21 protein-coding genes are annotated in these 16733 nt (G+C 70.0%); 16 read left to right on the top strand and 5 right to left on the bottom strand.

Annotated elements, in window-relative coordinates; genetic code table 11:
- Positions 1–39: 39 nt before the first annotated feature.
- Positions 40–624: a TetR/AcrR family transcriptional regulator gene (locus ACFXP5_RS00800; protein WP_394543110.1), complete on the bottom strand. Its 585-nt coding sequence runs from the start codon at positions 622–624 to the stop codon at positions 40–42.
- 101 nt (positions 625–725) lie between these two features.
- Between ACFXP5_RS00800 and ACFXP5_RS00795 the strand changes: the two genes are divergently transcribed.
- The 9 genes from ACFXP5_RS00795 to ACFXP5_RS00755 all read left to right on the top strand — a co-directional run bounded on the left by ACFXP5_RS00795 (position 726) and on the right by ACFXP5_RS00755 (position 8492).
- The gene (locus tag ACFXP5_RS00795) at positions 726–1844 is read left to right on the top strand and encodes a zinc-binding alcohol dehydrogenase family protein (RefSeq protein ID WP_394543108.1); all 1119 of its coding nucleotides are present in this window, start codon (positions 726–728) and stop codon (positions 1842–1844) included.
- A 103-nt stretch (positions 1845–1947) separates the two neighbouring features.
- Positions 1948–2409: a peptide-methionine (R)-S-oxide reductase MsrB gene (gene msrB, locus ACFXP5_RS00790; RefSeq protein WP_394543107.1), complete on the top strand. Its 462-nt coding sequence runs from the start codon at positions 1948–1950 to the stop codon at positions 2407–2409.
- Positions 2406–2957 carry a peptide-methionine (S)-S-oxide reductase MsrA gene (gene msrA, locus ACFXP5_RS00785; protein WP_394526159.1) on the top strand — a complete coding sequence of 184 codons (552 nt, stop codon included), beginning with the start codon at positions 2406–2408 and terminating at the stop codon, positions 2955–2957. Before msrB ends, msrA begins: the two co-directional genes overlap by 4 nt.
- A gap of 90 nt (positions 2958–3047) precedes the next feature.
- The gene (locus tag ACFXP5_RS00780; protein ID WP_394543106.1) at positions 3048–4226 is read left to right on the top strand and encodes a MalY/PatB family protein; all 1179 of its coding nucleotides are present in this window, start codon (positions 3048–3050) and stop codon (positions 4224–4226) included.
- Between the two features lie 42 nt (positions 4227–4268).
- Positions 4269–5354: an epoxide hydrolase family protein gene (locus tag ACFXP5_RS00775; RefSeq protein WP_394543105.1), complete on the top strand. Its 1086-nt coding sequence runs from the start codon at positions 4269–4271 to the stop codon at positions 5352–5354.
- Positions 5347–6426 carry a DNA polymerase IV gene (locus ACFXP5_RS00770; protein WP_394543104.1) on the top strand — a complete coding sequence of 360 codons (1080 nt, stop codon included), beginning with the start codon at positions 5347–5349 and terminating at the stop codon, positions 6424–6426. The genes ACFXP5_RS00775 and ACFXP5_RS00770 overlap by 8 nt, the downstream gene beginning before the upstream one ends.
- A gap of 30 nt (positions 6427–6456) precedes the next feature.
- Entirely contained in the window at positions 6457–7704 is a 1248-nt protein-coding gene (locus tag ACFXP5_RS00765; RefSeq protein ID WP_394543103.1) for an FAD-dependent oxidoreductase, read from the top strand.
- A gap of 66 nt (positions 7705–7770) precedes the next feature.
- A complete protein-coding gene (locus ACFXP5_RS00760; protein WP_394526151.1) occupies positions 7771–8271 on the top strand; it encodes a hypothetical protein in 501 nt (166 codons plus the stop codon).
- Positions 8272–8288: 17 nt separating this feature from the next.
- The gene (locus tag ACFXP5_RS00755; RefSeq protein WP_116648472.1) at positions 8289–8492 is read left to right on the top strand and encodes a cold-shock protein; all 204 of its coding nucleotides are present in this window, start codon (positions 8289–8291) and stop codon (positions 8490–8492) included.
- 154 nt (positions 8493–8646) lie between these two features.
- On the opposite strand, the gene ACFXP5_RS00750 is transcribed toward ACFXP5_RS00755, so the two are convergent.
- Together ACFXP5_RS00750 and ACFXP5_RS00745 are read right to left on the bottom strand one after the other, a co-directional pair.
- Entirely contained in the window at positions 8647–9036 is a 390-nt protein-coding gene (locus tag ACFXP5_RS00750) for a DUF3054 domain-containing protein (RefSeq protein WP_394543102.1), read from the bottom strand.
- Complete coding sequence (locus ACFXP5_RS00745) at positions 9026–9682, bottom strand: TetR/AcrR family transcriptional regulator (protein WP_394543100.1); 657 nt, start codon at positions 9680–9682, stop codon at positions 9026–9028. The genes ACFXP5_RS00750 and ACFXP5_RS00745 overlap by 11 nt, the downstream gene beginning before the upstream one ends.
- A gap of 115 nt (positions 9683–9797) precedes the next feature.
- Between ACFXP5_RS00745 and ACFXP5_RS00740 the strand changes: the two genes are divergently transcribed.
- The gene (locus tag ACFXP5_RS00740) at positions 9798–11288 is read left to right on the top strand and encodes an MFS transporter (RefSeq protein WP_394526146.1); all 1491 of its coding nucleotides are present in this window, start codon (positions 9798–9800) and stop codon (positions 11286–11288) included.
- Between the two features lie 40 nt (positions 11289–11328).
- Here ACFXP5_RS00740 and ACFXP5_RS00735 read toward each other — a convergent pair whose 3' ends face one another.
- Complete coding sequence (locus tag ACFXP5_RS00735) at positions 11329–12063, bottom strand: sulfurtransferase (protein WP_394543099.1); 735 nt, start codon at positions 12061–12063, stop codon at positions 11329–11331.
- A gap of 87 nt (positions 12064–12150) precedes the next feature.
- Here ACFXP5_RS00735 and ACFXP5_RS00730 point away from each other — a divergent pair, with 87 nt between their 5' ends.
- The 6 genes from ACFXP5_RS00730 (at position 12151) to ACFXP5_RS00705 (ending at position 16371) form a co-directional block, all read left to right on the top strand.
- Positions 12151–12612: a DUF2243 domain-containing protein gene (locus tag ACFXP5_RS00730; RefSeq protein WP_394543098.1), complete on the top strand. Its 462-nt coding sequence runs from the start codon at positions 12151–12153 to the stop codon at positions 12610–12612.
- Between the two features lie 8 nt (positions 12613–12620).
- Positions 12621–13406 (top strand): cytochrome c oxidase assembly protein, encoded by a 786-nt coding sequence (locus tag ACFXP5_RS00725; protein WP_394543097.1) that lies wholly within the window; start codon positions 12621–12623, stop codon positions 13404–13406.
- A 16-nt stretch (positions 13407–13422) separates the two neighbouring features.
- Positions 13423–13959 (top strand): hypothetical protein, encoded by a 537-nt coding sequence (locus ACFXP5_RS00720; RefSeq protein WP_394543096.1) that lies wholly within the window; start codon positions 13423–13425, stop codon positions 13957–13959.
- An 89-nt stretch (positions 13960–14048) separates the two neighbouring features.
- Positions 14049–14858: a glycosyltransferase family 2 protein gene (locus ACFXP5_RS00715; protein ID WP_394543095.1), complete on the top strand. Its 810-nt coding sequence runs from the start codon at positions 14049–14051 to the stop codon at positions 14856–14858.
- Entirely contained in the window at positions 14855–15682 is an 828-nt protein-coding gene (locus ACFXP5_RS00710; protein ID WP_394543094.1) for an endonuclease/exonuclease/phosphatase family protein, read from the top strand. Before ACFXP5_RS00715 ends, ACFXP5_RS00710 begins: the two co-directional genes overlap by 4 nt.
- Complete coding sequence (locus ACFXP5_RS00705) at positions 15679–16371, top strand: DUF2238 domain-containing protein (RefSeq protein WP_394543092.1); 693 nt, start codon at positions 15679–15681, stop codon at positions 16369–16371. Before ACFXP5_RS00710 ends, ACFXP5_RS00705 begins: the two co-directional genes overlap by 4 nt.
- On the opposite strand, the gene ACFXP5_RS00700 is transcribed toward ACFXP5_RS00705, so the two are convergent.
- The gene (locus ACFXP5_RS00700) at positions 16284–16592 is read right to left on the bottom strand and encodes a biopolymer transporter Tol (protein ID WP_394543091.1); all 309 of its coding nucleotides are present in this window, start codon (positions 16590–16592) and stop codon (positions 16284–16286) included. The two genes, ACFXP5_RS00705 and ACFXP5_RS00700, sit on opposite strands and share 88 nt — an antisense overlap.
- Positions 16593–16733 lie beyond the last annotated feature (141 nt).

Below are 16733 nucleotides of genomic sequence, written 5' to 3'. Positions count from 1 at the left end.
CCACCCTTCCGTGCGGCATCGCAGCATGGATTGGAGCGCTCAGGGGTGGATTCGCGCGGCGCCGCCGCCGCTCAGCGCGCGCAGGGCCTGCCACGTCGTGCTGAGCACGGCGGCGAGGTCGGCGCCGGGGTCTGCGTCGAGCCACGCCTCGAGCGCCTCGTCGAAGACGATCACCGAGAGCGCGGCGAGCAGACGGGCTTCGCGGGGCGGCACGTCCCGCGATCGCAGCGAAGCGGCCACCGCGTCGGACAGGTTCGCCGACTTGAGCAGCTCCCGTTCGTGCAGCGCGCTCTCGGAGCGGATCAAAGCCCGACGTCGCAGGATCGACGCGCGCCACTGCTGCAAGGGCGCCGTCGCTGCGGTCAGTCCCTGCTCGACCATCGAGAGCGGATCGAGGTCGTCGGGCAGGCCTGCGAGCGCGTTCGCGACCACCTCGGGAAACTCGCGGTCGCGGAGGAACAGCACCTCGCGCTTGTCGACGAAGTGACGGAAGAAGGTGCGCGTCGTCAACCCGGCCCGCTCGGCGATCTGCGGCACCGTGGTCGCGGCGTAACCCTGCTGCTCGAAGAGCTCGATGGCGGCCTGCTCCAGCCTCAGTGCGGCATCGGGTGCCCATCGCGTCATGGTCCCAGGCTATGACATTCCGTGTCATCATGTCTATGACACGGAATGTCATCACGAGCGTCGATCGGCGAGCGGATGCTTCCATACGAAGGGGCGCCCTCATGCCGACCAACACCGCCGCGTGGATCGACGCGCCGTATGCCGACCTCACCGTCCGGGAGGCACCGTTCCCGACCGCCCGGCCGAGCCAGCTGGTCGTGCGCGTCCGCGCCATCGCGGTCAACCCGCTCGACGCGACCATCCAGTCGAACGGGCGCCTGATGTACGGCTGGCTCCCCTCTCCCGCGATCCTGGGCACCGACATCGCGGGCGAGGTCGTCTCCGTCGGATCGGCGGTGACCCGCTTCCAGCCCGGCGACCGCGTCTTCGCGTTCGCCGTCGGGATGGAACGCGGCCGCGACGACATCGCCGAGGGCGGCTTCCAGTCGTACGCCGCCGTCGAGGAACGCCTCACCGCCCCCGTGCCCGCCGATCTGGGGTTCGAGCAGGCCGTCGTGCTGCCGCTCGCGGTCTCCACCGCTGCCAGCGCGCTGTTTCAGACCGACCAGCTCGGGCTGGCGCATCCGAGCGCGAACCCGACCGAGCGCCGAGAGAGCGTCGTGGTCTGGGGCGGCACCACGAGTGTCGGCAGCAACGCGATCCAGCTGGCCCGGGCGGCGGGGTACACCGTGATCGCGACCGCCTCGCCGAAGAACCACGACGCGCTCCGCTTGTTGGGCGCCACCCACGTGTTCGATTACCGCGATCCGGAGGCCGTGGCGAAGATCGCGGCCGCGGCGTCCGGCACGACGGTGCGCGGCGTGCTCGCGGTTGCCGTGGGGTCGGCCGAACCGAGCGTCGCCGTCGCCCGCGCCACGGGCGCGAAGCGCGTGGTGCTCGCGAGCCCCTCGGTGTCGTTCTACGATCAGCCCCGGCGGGGCGGCCTGTCCCGCCAACGGCTCCGGATGCTGGCGCGGCTCGTCGCGAGCAACGCAACCCTGCAGGTCCGCTGCGCACTGAGCGGCGTGCGCGCGCGCTTCGTGTGGGGAAGCTCTCTCATGAACAACGAGGTGGGCCCGATGCTGTGGGCTGACTACCTTCCCGACGCTCTCGCCGACGGGCGACACCAGGCGTTCCCCCCGGCTCGCGTCGTGGGCACGCAGCTGAGCGCCATCCAGCCCGCGCTCGATGAACTGCGCCGCGGAGTGTCGGCCGAGAAGCTCGTCGTCACCCTGAATTGACCCCCAAACTCACACCGCGCTCCCAGGTTCGAGGGACCAAAACCGGCGCAGCATCCGTTCCCTTTAGTGACGCCGCAGCCAGCGCCGTCGAACAGGAGGAATCGTGAGCAACGACTACCGCAAGACTCCCGAGGCGCTGAGCCGCCTCACCCCGAACGAGTACCGCGTCACGCAGGAGGACGCGACCGAGCCCGCGTTCCGCAACCGGTACTGGGACAACCACGACGACGGTATCTACGTCGACGTCGTGTCGGGCCAGCCCCTGTTCTCGTCGCGCGACAAGTTCGAGAGCGGATCGGGATGGCCGAGCTTCACCAAGCCGATCGACGACATCGCCGTCACCGAGAAGACCGACCGCACGCTCTGGATGAAGCGCACCGAGGTGCGCTCGGCCGGAGCCGACAGCCACCTGGGTCACGTCTTCGACGACGGCCCCCGGGATGCGGGAGGATTGCGGTATTGCATGAACTCCGCCGCGCTTCGCTTCGTTCCCGTCGCCGAGCTCGAGGAGCAGGGCTACGGCGCCTACAAGACACAGTTCACCACTGAGGAGAGTGCAGCATGACCGACACCACGGGAACCATCACCCGCACCCCCGGAACCGAGACGGCCGTGCTCGCCGGCGGTTGTTTCTGGGGCGCCGAGGACTTGATCCGCCGCCAGCCCGGCGTGCTCGACACCCGCGTCGGCTACACCGGCGGAACGAACGCCCACGCGACCTACCGCAACCACCCGGGTCACGCCGAGGCGGTGGAGATCGTCTTCGATCCCACCCAGACCACGTACCGCGACATCCTGGCGTTCTTCTTCCAGATCCACGACCCTTCGACCTTGAACCGCCAGGGCAACGACGTCGGCACGAGTTACCGCTCTGCCATCTTCCCGCTCTCCCCCGAGCAGGAGCGGGTCGCCCGCGAGACGATCGCCGACGTGGATGCTTCCGGTCTCTGGCCGGCGAAGGTCGTCACCACGATCGAGCCCGAGGGCCCGTTCTGGGAGGCAGAGCCCGAGCACCAGGACTACCTGATCCGCATCCCCCACGGCTACACGTGCCACTTCGTGCGTCCGGGCTGGGTGCTGCCCAAGCGCGCCGAGGCCGGCGCCACCGCCTGACCGCTTCTCTCGAAGGCCGTGGTCCCGCGCGAGCGGGACCACGGCCTTCGTCGTGCCACCGGTGTCTCGGAGGACTGGAAGGATGGAGGGATGACCTCCTCCGGATTCGACGCCCTCACCGAAGCCGACCTTCGAGCGAACGGCAGCGTCAAGTGGACGATGTTCCCCGACGTCATCGGCGCGTTCGTCGCCGAGATGGACTTCGGCGTCGCCCCGCCGATCACGGCCGCGCTGACCGGCGCGCTCGACCGCGGCCTCACCGGCTACCTGCCGAAGCACCTCGCCGATGCGCTCAGCGCGGCGACGGCCGCCTGGTACCGCGACGCGTACGGCTGGGAGGTGCCCGCCGATCGCGTGCACCACGTGCCCGACGTCATCGCCGCCTTCGAGCTCGCGATCGAGCGATTCACCGCGCCCGGCTCAGCAGTCATCGTGCCGACCCCGGCTTATATGCCGTTCCTCATCGTGCCGCCCATGCACGGCCGTGAGGTCATCGAGGTGCCCAGCATCGAGGTCGATGGGCGCATGACGATGGACCTCGACGGCATCGCCCGGGCGTTCGACGAGGGCGCCGGCCTGCTGGTGCTGTGCAACCCGCACAACCCGCTCGGCACCGTCTTCACCCGCGACGAGCTCGAGGCCGTGTCGGAGGTGGTCGCGGCGAAGAACGGCCGCGTGTTCTCCGACGAGATCCACGCCCCGATCGTCTACTCCCCCGCACGCCACATCCCGTACGCGTCGATCTCGGAGGCGGCCGCCTCGCACACGATCACCGCCGCCTCGGCCTCCAAAGCGTGGAACCTCGCCGGGCTCAAGTGCGCGCAGGTCATCCTGTCGAACGAGTCGGATGCCGCCGCCTGGGCGGAGTTCGGATTCTGGGCCGGCCACGGCACGTCCACGCTGGGCGTCGTGGCCGCCGTCGCGGCGTACACCGACGGCGGGCCGTGGCTCGATGACGCCGTCGACTACCTCGACGGCAATCGCCGCCTGCTCGCCGACCTCGTGGCCGAGCTGCTTCCCGACGCCCGCGTCACGATGCCCGAGGGCACCTACATCGCCCTGATCGACTTCCGCGCCTATGGCATCGAAGGCAACCCCGCCGAGTGGTTCCGCGATAATGCCCGCGTGGCGATGACCGACGGCGCCGCGTGCGGCGTCGCCGGCGTCGGCCACATGCGCTTCGTGTTCGCGATGCCGCGCCCGCTCGTCCGCGAAGCGATCGAGCGGATCGCCGCCGCCCTCACCCGTCAGGCGGCCTCGGCCGCGTAGCGCCCGCTTGCCGGAGCCGGGTCGGGATGCCAGCCTGACAGCGTGAGCATTCCCACCCGCGCCGACCAGAGCGTTCTCGACGACCTCCGCGACCGCCTGGAACGGACTCGCTGGGTGGCGGCCCTGCCCGACGATGCCGGCGGGCTCGGGGTGGATCGCTCCTATCTCCGCACCCTCATCGAGGCGTGGGGCCGCGATTACGACTGGCGCTCGTCCGAGCGCGCGATCCTGGCGCGCCCGTGGGTCAGTACCGGCGGCGACACGCCCATCAATGCGGTCCATCACCGCGCCGGGGAGGCGGCTCCGACCGTCGTGCTGCTGCACGGCTGGCCCGATTCCCTCCTCCGCTTCGACCGTGTCGTTCCGCTCCTCGCCGGTGTGAACGTCGTCGTACCGGCGCTTCCCGGTTACCCGTTCTCGGCCGGACCGATGCGGGGCACCTCCGACGATGTCGCCGACCAGCTCGACGCCATGATGAGCGAGCTCGGCTACGACCGTTTCGTCGTCTCGGGCGGTGACATCGGCAGCGGCATCGCAGAGCGCTGGGCGTCGAGGCATCCCGATCGCGTCGCGGCCCTGCACCTCACCGATGTGCCGTACTCGCACGCTTTCGCGGTGAACCCGGCGGATCTGGGTGACGAGGAACGGCGTTACCTCGACGAGGCCGCCGCCTGGCGCTCGACCGAGGGCGCCTACGCGCTCGAGCAATCCACGAAGCCGAACACCCTCGCGGTCGGTCTCGGCGACTCCCCCGCCGGACTCGCGGCGTGGTTGGTGGAGAAACTCACCGCGTGGAGCGACAGCGGGGGCGACGTCGAGTCGGTGTTCCCGCGCGACGATCTGCTCACCTGGCTGAGCGCGTACTGGGTCACCGGCACCATCGGCACGTCGTTCGCCCCCTACGCCGCGCGCACGAAGCCCCTCACCGAGCGCATCACCGTGCCGACCGCGTTCTCCCTCTTTCCGAAGGACCTCATCTCCGCCCCGCGGGCCTTCGGCGAGCGGTTCTTCACCGTCGTCCACTGGACGGAGTACCCCGCGGGTGGGCACTTCGGCGCGTGGGAGCACCCCGAGTGGTTCGTCGAAGGGCTGCGAGCTGCCCTCGCAGCGTCGGGCGCAGATGACTGAAGACGCGACGGCGTGGGTGCTGCACGTCGACCTCGATCAGTTCATCGCGGCCGTCGAGGTACTGCGGCGCCCCGAGCTGGCAGGACTGCCGGTGATCGTGGGCGGGCGGGGAGACCCGACCGAGCGCGCCGTCGTCTCGACCGCCTCGTACGAAGCACGCGCGTTCGGCGTGGGCTCGGGGATGCCGCTGCGGATCGCCGCGCGAAAGGTGCCCGACGCGGTGATCCTCCCCGTCGACTTCCCCGCCTACACGGCGGCTTCCGAGGCGGTCATGGCCACCCTGCGTGCGCAGCCGGGCGCAGTGGTGCAGGTGCTCGGTTGGGACGAGGCGTTCGTCGGTGTCCACACCATCGATCCCGAGCGCTACGCCCGAGACCTGCAGAGCGCGGTCCTCGAGAACACGCGGCTGCATTGCAGCGTCGGAATCGGCGACACCCTCGTGCGCGCCAAGGTCGCCACCGGTTTCGGCAAGCCCCGCGGGGTGTTCCGCCTGACCGCGGCGAACTGGCTCGACGTCATGGGCGCTCGCCCCACGATCGAACTTTGGGGCGTGGGCACCAAGGTCTCGCGGCGCCTTGCTGCCCACGGCATCGCCACGGTCACCGACCTCGCGACGGCGGATGTCAGCGTGCTCGCGGCGGAGTTCGGCCCGAAGATGGGCCCGTGGTATGCCCAGCTGGGCCGGGGCGACGGCTCCGCCGTGGTGGATGACACCCCCTGGGTGGCCCGCGGACACAGTCGCGAAGTCACCTTCCAGCAGGATCTCACCGAGCGGGCCGAGATCGAGCAGGCCGCCCTCGATCAGCTCGGCCAGGTGCTCGACGACGTCGCCGCCGAGGGACGCCCCGTCGTCGGGGTGGGGGTCAAGGTGCGCTACGCCCCGTTCGTCACCAAGACCTTCACGCGCAAGGTGGCCGAAACCTCCGACCGCGACGCCGTCATCGCCGCAGCGATGGTGCTCGTCGACAAGATCGACCCCGACCGCCCGATCCGGCTGCTCGGCATGAGGGCGGAGATGGCGATGCCCGACGACGCTCGGGAAGGGCACACGCCCACGCGCGGCGGGTGGTGAGGCGCTGGAGCAGGCACCTAGGCTCGCAGCGTGGAGACCCCCGATGTGATCGTCATCGGCGCGGGGCTTGCGGGCCTGCGCGCCGCCGCCCACCTGGCTGACGCCGGACGCACCGTCGTCGTGCTCGAAGCCGCCGAGGTCGTGGGGGGTCGCGAGCGCACCGACGAGGTGGACGGCTTCTTGGTCGACCGGGGCTTCCACGTGCTCAATCCCGCCTACCCGGCGATGCACCGCGGAGTGGATGTGCCCGCCCTGCGCCTGCAGCGCTTCCCCGTCGGCGTGCGCGTACGGCGCGAGCGCACCGTCGTCGAACTCGCCCACCCCCTCCGCCTCCCCGCGCTCATCCCTGCCACCCTGCGGAGCGGTCTCATCACGGTGGCGGATGCTGTCGCCCTCGCGCGATGGATCGGCCCCGCACTCATCGGCCCGCGCACCCTCATCGACGGCCCCGACCAGTCGCTGAGGGCGGGGTGGGATCGGGTCGGGCTCTTCGGGCCGCTTCGCACCGAGGTGCTCGCGCCGTTCCTGGCCGGCGTGATCGCCGATGACACCGGCGCCACCTCCGACACCTTCGTGCGCCTCCTCGTGCGGATGTTCGTGCTCGGAGCGCCGGGATTGCCCGAGCGTGGCATCGGGGCGCTTCCGGCGCAATTGGCCGACACCGCGACGGCGGCGGGAGCCGCCATCCGACTGCAGCACCGGGTGGCGAAGCTCGCCCGGACCGGCGGCCGCGTCGAAGTCGACATCGAAGGCGCCGACACGATGCGCGCCCGCACGGTCGTGGTGGCGGTGGGTCCGGGCGCCGTGTCCTCGCTCGTGGACGTGCCTCGCCCCGTCACCCGGGGCTTGCAGACGTGGTGGTTCGCCACGGACGCTGCGCCCTCAGCATCCGCCATGCTCTCCGTCGACGGCCGGCGGCGGGGGCCGATCGTGAACACCTCGGTGCTCTCGAACGCCGCGCCCTCGTATGCACCGGCCGGCCGGCACCTGGTGCACGCGACGTGCCTGCTTCCGGCTCCGGGCTCCGGCGCGACCGAGGCGGAGGTGCGCCGGCAAGTGGGCGAGATCTGGGGTGCCGATGCCAGCGCCTGGGAAATTCTGCGCCGCGACGACGTGCACGACGCGCTCCCCGCTCAGGGTTCCCCGCTCCGGACCACGAGCCCGGCGCGGGTGGCGGCCGGTGTCTATCTGGCCGGCGACCACCGTGACACGGCATCGATCCAAGGCGCGCTGGTATCGGGCGAGCGGGTGGCACGTGCCGTGCTGCGCGCCGGATGACCTCAGCTCCTTCCGCGCGACACCCCTCCCCCGCTAGAGTTCGAGACACCGGGGGAAGGAGAGCACGTGCAGCACCGTTCGAACAGCGCGCTTTCGGCTTTCCCTCGCGTCACACCGCCCGCTCGTGCTAACGTTGAGGAGTTCCTCACCGGAACGAGCACGTCGAAAACCTCTGCCTCATTGTGGAGAAGCAGCCTGCACGACGTTTTACCCCCGTCTCAGACGGATCCTGAAAGCTTTGTTTTGACTGTTGTCACCACCGCACCACCCGCCTCGACCACATCGCAGTGGCGCCAGGCGGAAGACGGTATTTTCGTCGCCACTTCCAGTGGCGAGTATGCCGGCTTCGTCGCGCACGTCGCCGACGGCTACGATGCCCGCGGCCCGCTGGGCGAAGACCTCGGACGCCACGCGTCCGCCGGCCTCGCCATGCTCGCCGTTGAAGATGCCTGCGGTTCGCCGCGGTCGCGTGCGGTCACCCCGCGCGGTTTCCGCTCGTTCCGTCCCACCCGTCCGCTCCGCACACGTCGGAGCGGCACACACGGTCGCACATCGCGGCCCGAATAAGAATAAGGATAGACACGATGGCCACTGGCACCGTGAAATGGTTCAACTCCGAAAAGGGCTTCGGCTTCATTGCCCCCGATGACGGCTCCGCCGACCTGTTCGCGCACTTCAGCGCGATCGCCGGTTCGGGCTTCAAGGAGCTTCAGGAAAACCAGAAGGTGGAGTTCGACGCTGAGCGCGGACCCAAGGGTATGCAGGCCGCGAACATTCGGCCCCTCTGAGACTTCTCCCGCAGGGTAGCGCTAGCTGCCCAGCCGGATGGTTCACCGACTCCTCTTGAGGAGTCAAGCCAACGGGCTCGTCGATTCTTCGGCGGGCCCGTTGTCTGTACCCCGGTGCCCTTTTCCTTGCGCCGTTTTCCCCCGCGCCTGTCCTTCAGGCGGAAGAGCGTGAAGCGCGGCGTGCGACGAACTGCGCCACGAGGCGCCATCCGACGAGCAGCACCAGAAGCGACAGCGTGGCGACGATGATGAACGCGAGCGCGGTTCCCTGACCGGAGAGTACGCGCAGCAGCATCCCTCCCCCGACCGTGGCGAGCCAGACCCCGATTCCGGTGCGCACGACGGCGGCGGGCGCTTTCCACCCGCGGGTGAGCGCCCACCCGATCACGAGTGCGACGAGGAACGGCCATGCCGTCTGACCAAGACCCGCCCACAGATCGTCGTCATGACTCGCCCGCCCGATCACCGCGAACGCCACCACCAGGCCGGCGTCGAGAACGAAAGCGCCCGCGACGCGGGCCCGGCCGGTGGCTTCAGTCGCCATCTGTGGCGACGGGGTGGTGCGCGGGCGCCCCGAGCGCCGGCAGGATGACGCTGTCGACCAGCGAGATCAAGAACTCGCGCGTGACCGGTTCGCCCTGCATGAGAACGCGATGCGCGACCATCGACGGGCTCACGAGAGCGATCGTGTCGATGTCGCGATCCGCTGCGATCTCGCCCCGCTCGACGGCTCGGCGCATGAGGAACCGATTCGCCGCAGCTCGCGGTTCGACGAGCGCCTCACGTGCCGTTTCCGCGAGCTCAGGGGCTCGCGAGAGCATCGACGCCACGCCCGCCATGATCTTCAACTTGCGCGAGGCGTCCTTCATGCTCGGCGGCTTGATCATCGCGACCAGATCGCCGCGCAGCGTTCCCGTATCGGGGAGACTGTCGGTATCGAGGTCCGCCGACTTCAAGCACGCGACCGCGTCGATCACCAGCTCGGCTTTCGAGGACCAGCGGCGATAGAGCGTCGCCTTGCCGGCGCGGGCCCGGGTCGCGACCATGTCGATCGTCATTCCGTCGTAGCCCTCTTCAGCGAGCACATCCAGAGTCGCCTCGAGGATCTCGGGGTCGCGCGTGAGGTCACGTTTCCGGCCCAAGCGCGGAGCCTCGGGGGCGGTATCGATGGTCAGGTCGAGCGGCGTCATCGCGAACTCATCCCTTTCTGAAGAAGGCGTGCCCCCATCCTAACCTCATCCAAGACGCAAGAGTTCAGGAACTAGACATATCTGGAACTGCTGGGTTCCGTATATGCTTTAGGTCATGTCTGCACTTTCGCCCACCCCGGTGTCCCGTCGCCGGTGGCTGACCCTCATCACGGTCGGCCTCGCCCAACTCATGGTGGTTCTCGACGCCACGGTCGTGAACATCGCCCTTCCCTCCGCCCAGGCCGACCTCGGATTCTCCGACGGCGACCGTCAATGGGTGGTCACCGCGTACTCCCTCGCGTTCGGCGCCCTGCTCCTGCTCGGTGGTCGCCTGTCCGATCTGATGGGGCGCAAACGCACCTTCATCATCGGGCTCATCGGTTTCGCCGCCGCCTCAGCGCTCGGTGGCGCCGCCCCTGACTTCGGGGTGCTCGTCGCGGCCCGCGCCCTGCAGGGCGTGTTCGGCGCGCTCCTCGCCCCCACCGCCCTTGCGGTGTTGACGACGACGTTCACGATCCCGAAGGAGCGCGCTCGCGCGTTCGGTGTCTTCGGAGCGATCGCGGGCGCCGGTGGCGCCGTCGGCCTGCTGCTCGGAGGGTTCCTCACCGAGCAGTTCGACTGGCGGTGGAACCTCTACATCAACGTGTTCATCGCCGTCATCGCCATCATCGGCGCGGTGCTCTTCGTCGGCCACATCGAGCGTTCCGGTCCCCGGCCGAAGCTCGACATCCCCGGCACGGTCCTCGTCTCGGCCGGACTGTTCGGCATCGTGTACGGTTTCGCGAACGCCGAGACCGAGGGCTGGGACTCCCCGCTCGCGTGGGGCGTCCTCGCGGCGGCCGTCGTGCTGCTCGTGGGCTTCGTGCTCTGGCAGCGGCGCGCCACTCACCCGCTGCTGCCGCTGGCGATCGTCCGCGACCGCAACCGCGCTGCGTCGTACATCTCGATCCTGATCGCGGGTGCCGGCATGTTCGGCATCTTCCTTTTTGTCACCTACTTCCTGCAGGCGTCGCTCGGATTCAGCCCCATGCAGACGGGCCTCGCGTTCCTCCCGATGGTGATCATGCTCGTCCTCGCCGCTCAGCTGTCGACGAACCTGCTGCTGCCCCGACTCGGACCGAAGATCATGGTGCCCGCCGGAATGACGCTGGGTGCGATCGGGATGCTGCTGCTCACCCGCCTGGACCTGGACAGCGTCTACGCGACGAGCGTCTTGCCGGCGCTGATGGTGCTCGGTTTCGCGATGGGCACGATCATGCCGGCCTCAATGCAGACCGCGACGCTGGGCGTCGACCGAGAGTTCGCCGGTGTCGCTTCGGCCATGGTGAACACCAGCCAGCAGGTCGGCGGCTCGATCGGCACGGCTCTGCTCAACACGATCGCGGCCACCGCGACGACGGATTACATCGCCGCCCACATGCCGCCCGATGCCACGACGGTCGCGTCGGGTGCGGTGGCGGGATACGCCGCCGCGTATGGCTGGGGCGCCGCGTTCTTCGCGGTGGGCGCGGTCATCGCCGCGTTGCTGTTCCGCCGGCGCCCCTCGGGCGATGGCGCGACGGCCGAGGCTCCGGCCGAGAACGCCGAACCGGTCATCGCTCACTGACCGGACTCTGAGGGGGTCGTCGCTTCGTGCGGCGGCCCCTTCAGTGTGTCGCGGGAGCCAGTTCAGGCGTCAGCGCCTCGCGCTCATCGAAGACGAAGCACTCGCCGCTCCAGTGGGCGCGACCCTCGTGCTCGAAGTAGCCGAGGATGCCGCCATCGAGTTGATACGCCTCGACGCCGCTTTCGCGCAGATGAAGGGCCGCCTTTTCGCAGCGGATGCCGCCGGTGCAGAAGCTCACGACCGTCTTGCCGTCCAGTTCCGAACGATGGGCGGCGGCAGCATCCGGGAACTGGGTGAATCTCTCGATGCGCCAGTCGGCGGCACCCTCGAACGAGCCGTAGGCGACCTCGAAGGCATTGCGGGTATCGAGCAGCACGATTTCGCGGCCCTCGTCGTCAGCGCCCTGGTCCAACCAGCGGCGGAGGGTCGTCGGCGAGACCGCCGGAGCCCGACCCGCGTCGGGGCGGATCGTCGGATGATCCATGCGGATGATCTCCCGCTTCACCTTCACCAGCATTTTCTGGAACGGCTGCTGGGCCGACCAGCTCTCCTTCGCCCGCAGCTCGGCGAACCGGGGGTCGCGCCGCAGCTCGTCGATGAAGCCACGGACGGCATCCGGAGCTCCGGCGAGGAACAGGTTGATGCCCTCGGCGGCCAGGATCACGGTGCCGAGGAGGCCGGCGTGCACAGCGCGCTCGCGCAGCACCGGGCGCAGGGCCGGCGCATCGTCGATCGGCGTGAACAGATACGCCGAGATGTTGAGCGTGTCGGGCATCCGACCAGCCTACGGACCCTTCACCCACATCGGGAGCGCCCGCGCAAGGCCGGAGAGCGCCGCGCCGATCGGTGCTCTGATGACGCGATGAAGACGGAGTCGGGCGCCGACGCGCGGTCTGCGCAGAACCTGTGGTCGGGCGTGCTCTTCGGCGTCGGAGTGATCGCCTTCGTCGACGAGACGGTCTTTCATCAGTTGCTGCACTGGCATCACTTCTACGACCGGGGTACGAGCGAGCTGGGGCTCGTTTCGGACGGGATCTTCCACGCACTCAGCTGGTTCGCCACGATCGCGGGCCTCTTCCTGTTCGCCGACCTCCGCCGCCGTCGGGCGGTCAACCGGCGCCGATGGCTCGGTGGGGTGCTGGCGGGCGCCGGCGCGTTCCAGCTGTACGACGGCCTCGTCCAGCACAAGGTGCTCGGCTTGCACGAGATCCGCTACGTCGAGAACCTGTTCGCGTACGACGTGGTCTGGAACCTCACCGCCGCCCTCCTGCTCGCGGTCGGAATCGGGCTCGTCGTGACATCGAAGCGCGCCGTCGTCGCCTGAGCCCTCCCATGACCCATCCCCACAGCGCGACCGCATCGCTGGACGGCGTGATCCTCGCACTGGCCGGCCTGGCAGTCGCGCTCTACCTCGGCGGCGTCCTCATCTCGCGCGGCCGCCGCTCGTGGCCGGTGCAGCGCAGCGTGCTGTGGCTGGCGGGAACCGCGGCGGCCACAGCATCCGTCGTCGGTCCTCTCGCCGACGCCGCGCACGAGGACTTCGTCGCCCACATGGCAACGCACCTGCTCGGCGGCATGATCGCGCCGCTGCTGCTGGTGCTCGCAGCGCCCGTGACCCTGGCGCTGCGCACCCTCGCCATCGTTCCCGCGCGGCGGGTGTCCCGCATCCTGCGCAGCCGCCCGGCACGCCTGATCTCGCACCCGGTGACGGCCCTTCTGCTGAGTGCGGGAGGACTCTGGCTGATCTACCTCACGCCCGTTTTCGCGGCGATGCGCACCGACCCGCTGATGCACCTCATCGTCCATGCGCATCTCCTCGCTGCCGGCGCCCTCTTCACGGCCGCCGTCATCGGCATCGACCCTCACCCGCACCGCGCCGGTCGTCCCCTCCTCGCTGCGGCGATCGTCGCCGGGTCCGCGTCGCACAGCATCTTGGCCAAGTACCTCTTCGCCCACCCGCCGGTCGGGGTGAGCGCATCGGCCGCGGCGGAGGGAGCCCAACTCATGTACTACGCGGGGGCCACCATCGAGGGAGTCGTGATCCTGATCTTCTGCGCCCAGTGGTATCGCGCCGCCGGGCGGCGACTCGCGCGCACCCCCTCCGCGGTGGCCGTTTGAGGGGGACAATCGCAGCATGGCGAAGCCATGGGGCCCAGGGCGCTGGTTCGGCGTGGGGTGCGGCGCGCTGATCGCGGTCGTGCTGCTGACCGTCGCCGTGCGAGGCTCGACCGACCCGGGCGAGCTCGCCGCCACCGCTCCCGCTGAGGCGACCGAGACTCCCGCCACATCCGCTCTGCCCCCGCTCGGTACCGTCGAGGCCCGAGCGAGCGTGGCGGGCATGCTGGCGGCCACGCTCGACGCCACGGTGAGCGCCGCCGTCGACCCCCGAGGGCGATTGGTCGACCCGCAGACCAGGCCGCTCGCCCGCGCCTGCGAGGGCGGCACCCGTTTCACCGTCGCGCTCGATTTCCGCACGAGCGACAACGCCGGCTCGGTGCAGAACATCCTCGCCGTGTGGGACGTGGCCGGGTACTCCGCCGGCCGCGGACCCCAGGAAGACGTGCGTTACAGCGAGACGCTGCCGATCGAGCGGATGAGCCTCCGCGACACCTCCCCCGTCGACGGCCTGCTGCATCTGCGCATCGTCGGGCGGTGCGCACCCTGGGGCTGACGCGCTACCCGTCGGGGTGCCGGGTGTCAACGCCCGAGCGTCCTCGGCGGGGGCGGCTAGCGTGACCCTCTAGCCGCCCAGGAGACGACGTGAACCGCCCCGCCCCCGCCGCCGATCGCCCGACGATATCGGTGGTCATCCCCGTGAAGAACGACGCGCGACTTCTCGCGCGTTGCCTCGCCGCGCTCGCCGCGCAGACCGTGACCGCCGACGAGATCATCGTCGTCGACAACGGCTCGACGGATGCTTCGGCCACGGTCGCGCTCGAGGCGGGCGCCGTCGTCGTGCCCTGCGCGCACCTCGGCATCCCGGCCGCCGCTGCCACCGGCTATGACGCAGCGAGCGGCGACCTGATCCTCCGCCTGGATGCCGACTGCATCCCCGAAGCCACGTGGATCGCGGAGATGCGCGCCGCTTTCGCGGCCCGGGCGGATGTGTCGGTCTTCACGGGAGGCGCCCGCTTCATCGACGGCCCCTCGGCGCTGCGCACCCCGCTCGCGGCGGTGTACCTCGCGACCTACACCGCGTTCGGCGCTCCCGCCCTCGGGCATCTGCCCGTCTTCGGCTCGAACCTCGGCTTCCGACGCAGCGCGTGGCGAAGCATCCGGACCACCGCGCACCGCTCAGACGCCGAGCTGCACGACGACCTCGATCTGTCGTACCACTTCGGCGAGCACCACCGCATCCGGGCACTGCCCGCCGCCCGAATGGGCATCTCGATGCGGCCGTTCACCAGCGGACGCGGCTTCGCGCGGCGCATGTGGCGGGGGGTGCGCACCGTGATGGTGCACTGGCCGGCCGACCTTCCGCCCGTGCGCTGGCAGCGGCTGCTGCGACGACGACTGCGCCACCACGGTGCCGCTCTTCCGGCGACCCCGCCGGGGAGGGTGCGGCGGTGACCCTCGTCGGGGCGGTCGCGTCGCCCGCCCTTCACGTCATGACGTTCAACGTGCGTCGCCGGATGAGCGAGACGGTGCCGGGACGCTCGGCCGACCGCTGGAGCACGCGTCTGCCGATCCTGCAGCAGGTGTTGCGCGAGGAGCGGCCGACCGTCGTCGGCGTACAGGAAGCGCTTCCCGATCAGGCCGCCGCGATCGGCGAGGCGCTGGGACCCTCGTACCGGTTCGTGGGGTTCGGCCGAAACGCCGGCCGACGCGGTGAGGCGTGTCCGCTGTTCTTCGACACCGACCGTCTCGCGGTGCAGGAGTGGTCGCAGACGGCGCTGTCCGAGCGTCCCGACGAGCCCGGATCGACGTCGTGGGGCGGACTCATCCCGCGGGTGGTGGTGCGCGCCCTCTTCCGCGATCGCGCATCGTCCACCGTGTTCGCGGTGTGGAACACTCACCTCGACCCGTTCTCCGCCCGAGCGCGCAAGCGCACGGCGGCGATGCTGGCCGCAGACGCCGGCGGTGCGGACGTGCCGCTGATCGTGACCGGGGACTTCAACGCCCCCGCGGGCTCGGCCACCTGGCGAACGCTGCTCGCTGGCAACCGCCTGCGAGACGCGTGGCCGGCGGCCGCAGAACGGCTCACCCCCGAGTGGGGCACGTTCGCGAACTACCGCCGACCCCGCATCGGCAAGGGGCGCATCGATGGCATCCTCGTCTCCGATGACGTCGTCGTGCAGAGCATCGGTATCAACGCGAACCGCACGGCGGCCGGCTGGCCGAGCGACCATCTCCCCGTGCAGGCGGTCGTGCAGCTGGGCGGAGGATCTCGATGATCGACAACTTCCTCCGCCGCCCCGGCACCCCCGCCGAACTGATCGCGGCGGGCCTGCGCGTGGCCGGGCTGGCGAGCATCGTCGTCGCCGCCCTCGGATGGGGTCCGACCGCCGGCGGGATCCTCGCTCTGGCGCTCCCCGCGCTTCTCGTGCCGCGGTTCGTCGGCGCGCGCGCCGGATTCGACATCACCTACCAACTCGTCGTGCTCGTCGCTGCCTGGAGCAACGTGCTGGGTCTGTACGAGTCGGTGAACGGCTGGGATCTCGTCGTGCATTTCGCCTGCACCGGCGTGATCGCGCTCGTCGTCTACCTTCTCCTCGCCCACCTCGACATCGTGCCGCGACCCACCGCCGCCGACGTCACCCCGAGGATCGCGGTCACCCTCGCGGGCATGATCGGCCTCGCCGTCAGCGCCCTCTGGGAGATGATCGAGTGGATCGGGTACACCTTCGTATCCGACAAGATCTTCGTCACCTACGACGACACGATCGGAGACATGGCGCTGGGCGGTCTCGGCGCTCTGCTCGCCGGCGCCGTGCTCGCCCGAGCGCGCCTGACTCGCATCGACGCGTTCCGTCCGCCAGCATCCGCCGGCGACGTTCAGTCGGGATCGTCGAGGTCGTCCAACTCGTCGAGGGCTTCGCGCGCACGGGCCAGACGGGCGGCCTCCGGTTCGTCCCACCAGTAGGGACCCCGTTCACCGAGCCCGCGCTTGGCCAGTCCGACGCGGTGACGTGCCGTCGCCTCGCGCTCGGTGTTCCCCGACAGACGAGCTACCCGCACCCCGGAGCGCCCTCGACCGAGGTGCGAGCGCAGCGCCGCGACGGTCTCGTCGGGTAGCACCGGGTCGGTCTTGCGCCACCGACGGCCGTCGATGATCATCCACCGCTCGTCGCTCTCGTCATCCATCCCTTCACCGTAGATGCCTCCGACCCCACCCGAGGTCGGGTCAGGCTCCGTCGCGCGTCACACAGGAAGTGCTCTCCACGCAAGGCCATGACAGCGAGCCGCCCTGCTTGCTCTCATGGGACCAGGCACAACGTGGCCGGA

Source organism: Microbacterium hanjuni, assembly GCF_043556395.1.
GTDB lineage: Bacteria > Actinomycetota > Actinomycetes > Actinomycetales > Microbacteriaceae > Microbacterium.
This window is presented reverse-complemented; position numbering and strand designations above follow the sequence as displayed.

Bases quoted from the DNA above. Each gene is read 5' to 3' on its own strand.
- ACFXP5_RS00800 (WP_394543110.1), bottom strand. From the start codon at position 624: ATGACGCGATGGGCACCCGATGCCGCACTGAGGCTGGAGCAGGCCGCC.
- ACFXP5_RS00795 (WP_394543108.1), top strand. From the start codon at position 726: ATGCCGACCAACACCGCCGCGTGGATCGACGCGCCGTATGCCGACCTC.
- msrA (WP_394526159.1), top strand. From the start codon at position 2,406: ATGACCGACACCACGGGAACCATCACCCGCACCCCCGGAACCGAGACG.
- ACFXP5_RS00780 (WP_394543106.1), top strand. From the start codon at position 3,048: ATGACCTCCTCCGGATTCGACGCCCTCACCGAAGCCGACCTTCGAGCG.
- ACFXP5_RS00770 (WP_394543104.1), top strand. From the start codon at position 5,347: ATGACTGAAGACGCGACGGCGTGGGTGCTGCACGTCGACCTCGATCAG.
- ACFXP5_RS00755 (WP_116648472.1), top strand. From the start codon at position 8,289: ATGGCCACTGGCACCGTGAAATGGTTCAACTCCGAAAAGGGCTTCGGC.
- ACFXP5_RS00750 (WP_394543102.1), bottom strand. From the start codon at position 9,036: ATGGCGACTGAAGCCACCGGCCGGGCCCGCGTCGCGGGCGCTTTCGTT.
- ACFXP5_RS00745 (WP_394543100.1), bottom strand. From the start codon at position 9,682: ATGACGCCGCTCGACCTGACCATCGATACCGCCCCCGAGGCTCCGCGC.
- ACFXP5_RS00740 (WP_394526146.1), top strand. From the start codon at position 9,798: ATGTCTGCACTTTCGCCCACCCCGGTGTCCCGTCGCCGGTGGCTGACC.
- ACFXP5_RS00735 (WP_394543099.1), bottom strand. From the start codon at position 12,063: ATGCCCGACACGCTCAACATCTCGGCGTATCTGTTCACGCCGATCGAC.
- ACFXP5_RS00730 (WP_394543098.1), top strand. From the start codon at position 12,151: ATGAAGACGGAGTCGGGCGCCGACGCGCGGTCTGCGCAGAACCTGTGG.
- ACFXP5_RS00725 (WP_394543097.1), top strand. From the start codon at position 12,621: ATGACCCATCCCCACAGCGCGACCGCATCGCTGGACGGCGTGATCCTC.
- ACFXP5_RS00720 (WP_394543096.1), top strand. From the start codon at position 13,423: ATGGCGAAGCCATGGGGCCCAGGGCGCTGGTTCGGCGTGGGGTGCGGC.
- ACFXP5_RS00705 (WP_394543092.1), top strand. From the start codon at position 15,679: ATGATCGACAACTTCCTCCGCCGCCCCGGCACCCCCGCCGAACTGATC.
- ACFXP5_RS00700 (WP_394543091.1), bottom strand. From the start codon at position 16,592: ATGGATGACGAGAGCGACGAGCGGTGGATGATCATCGACGGCCGTCGG.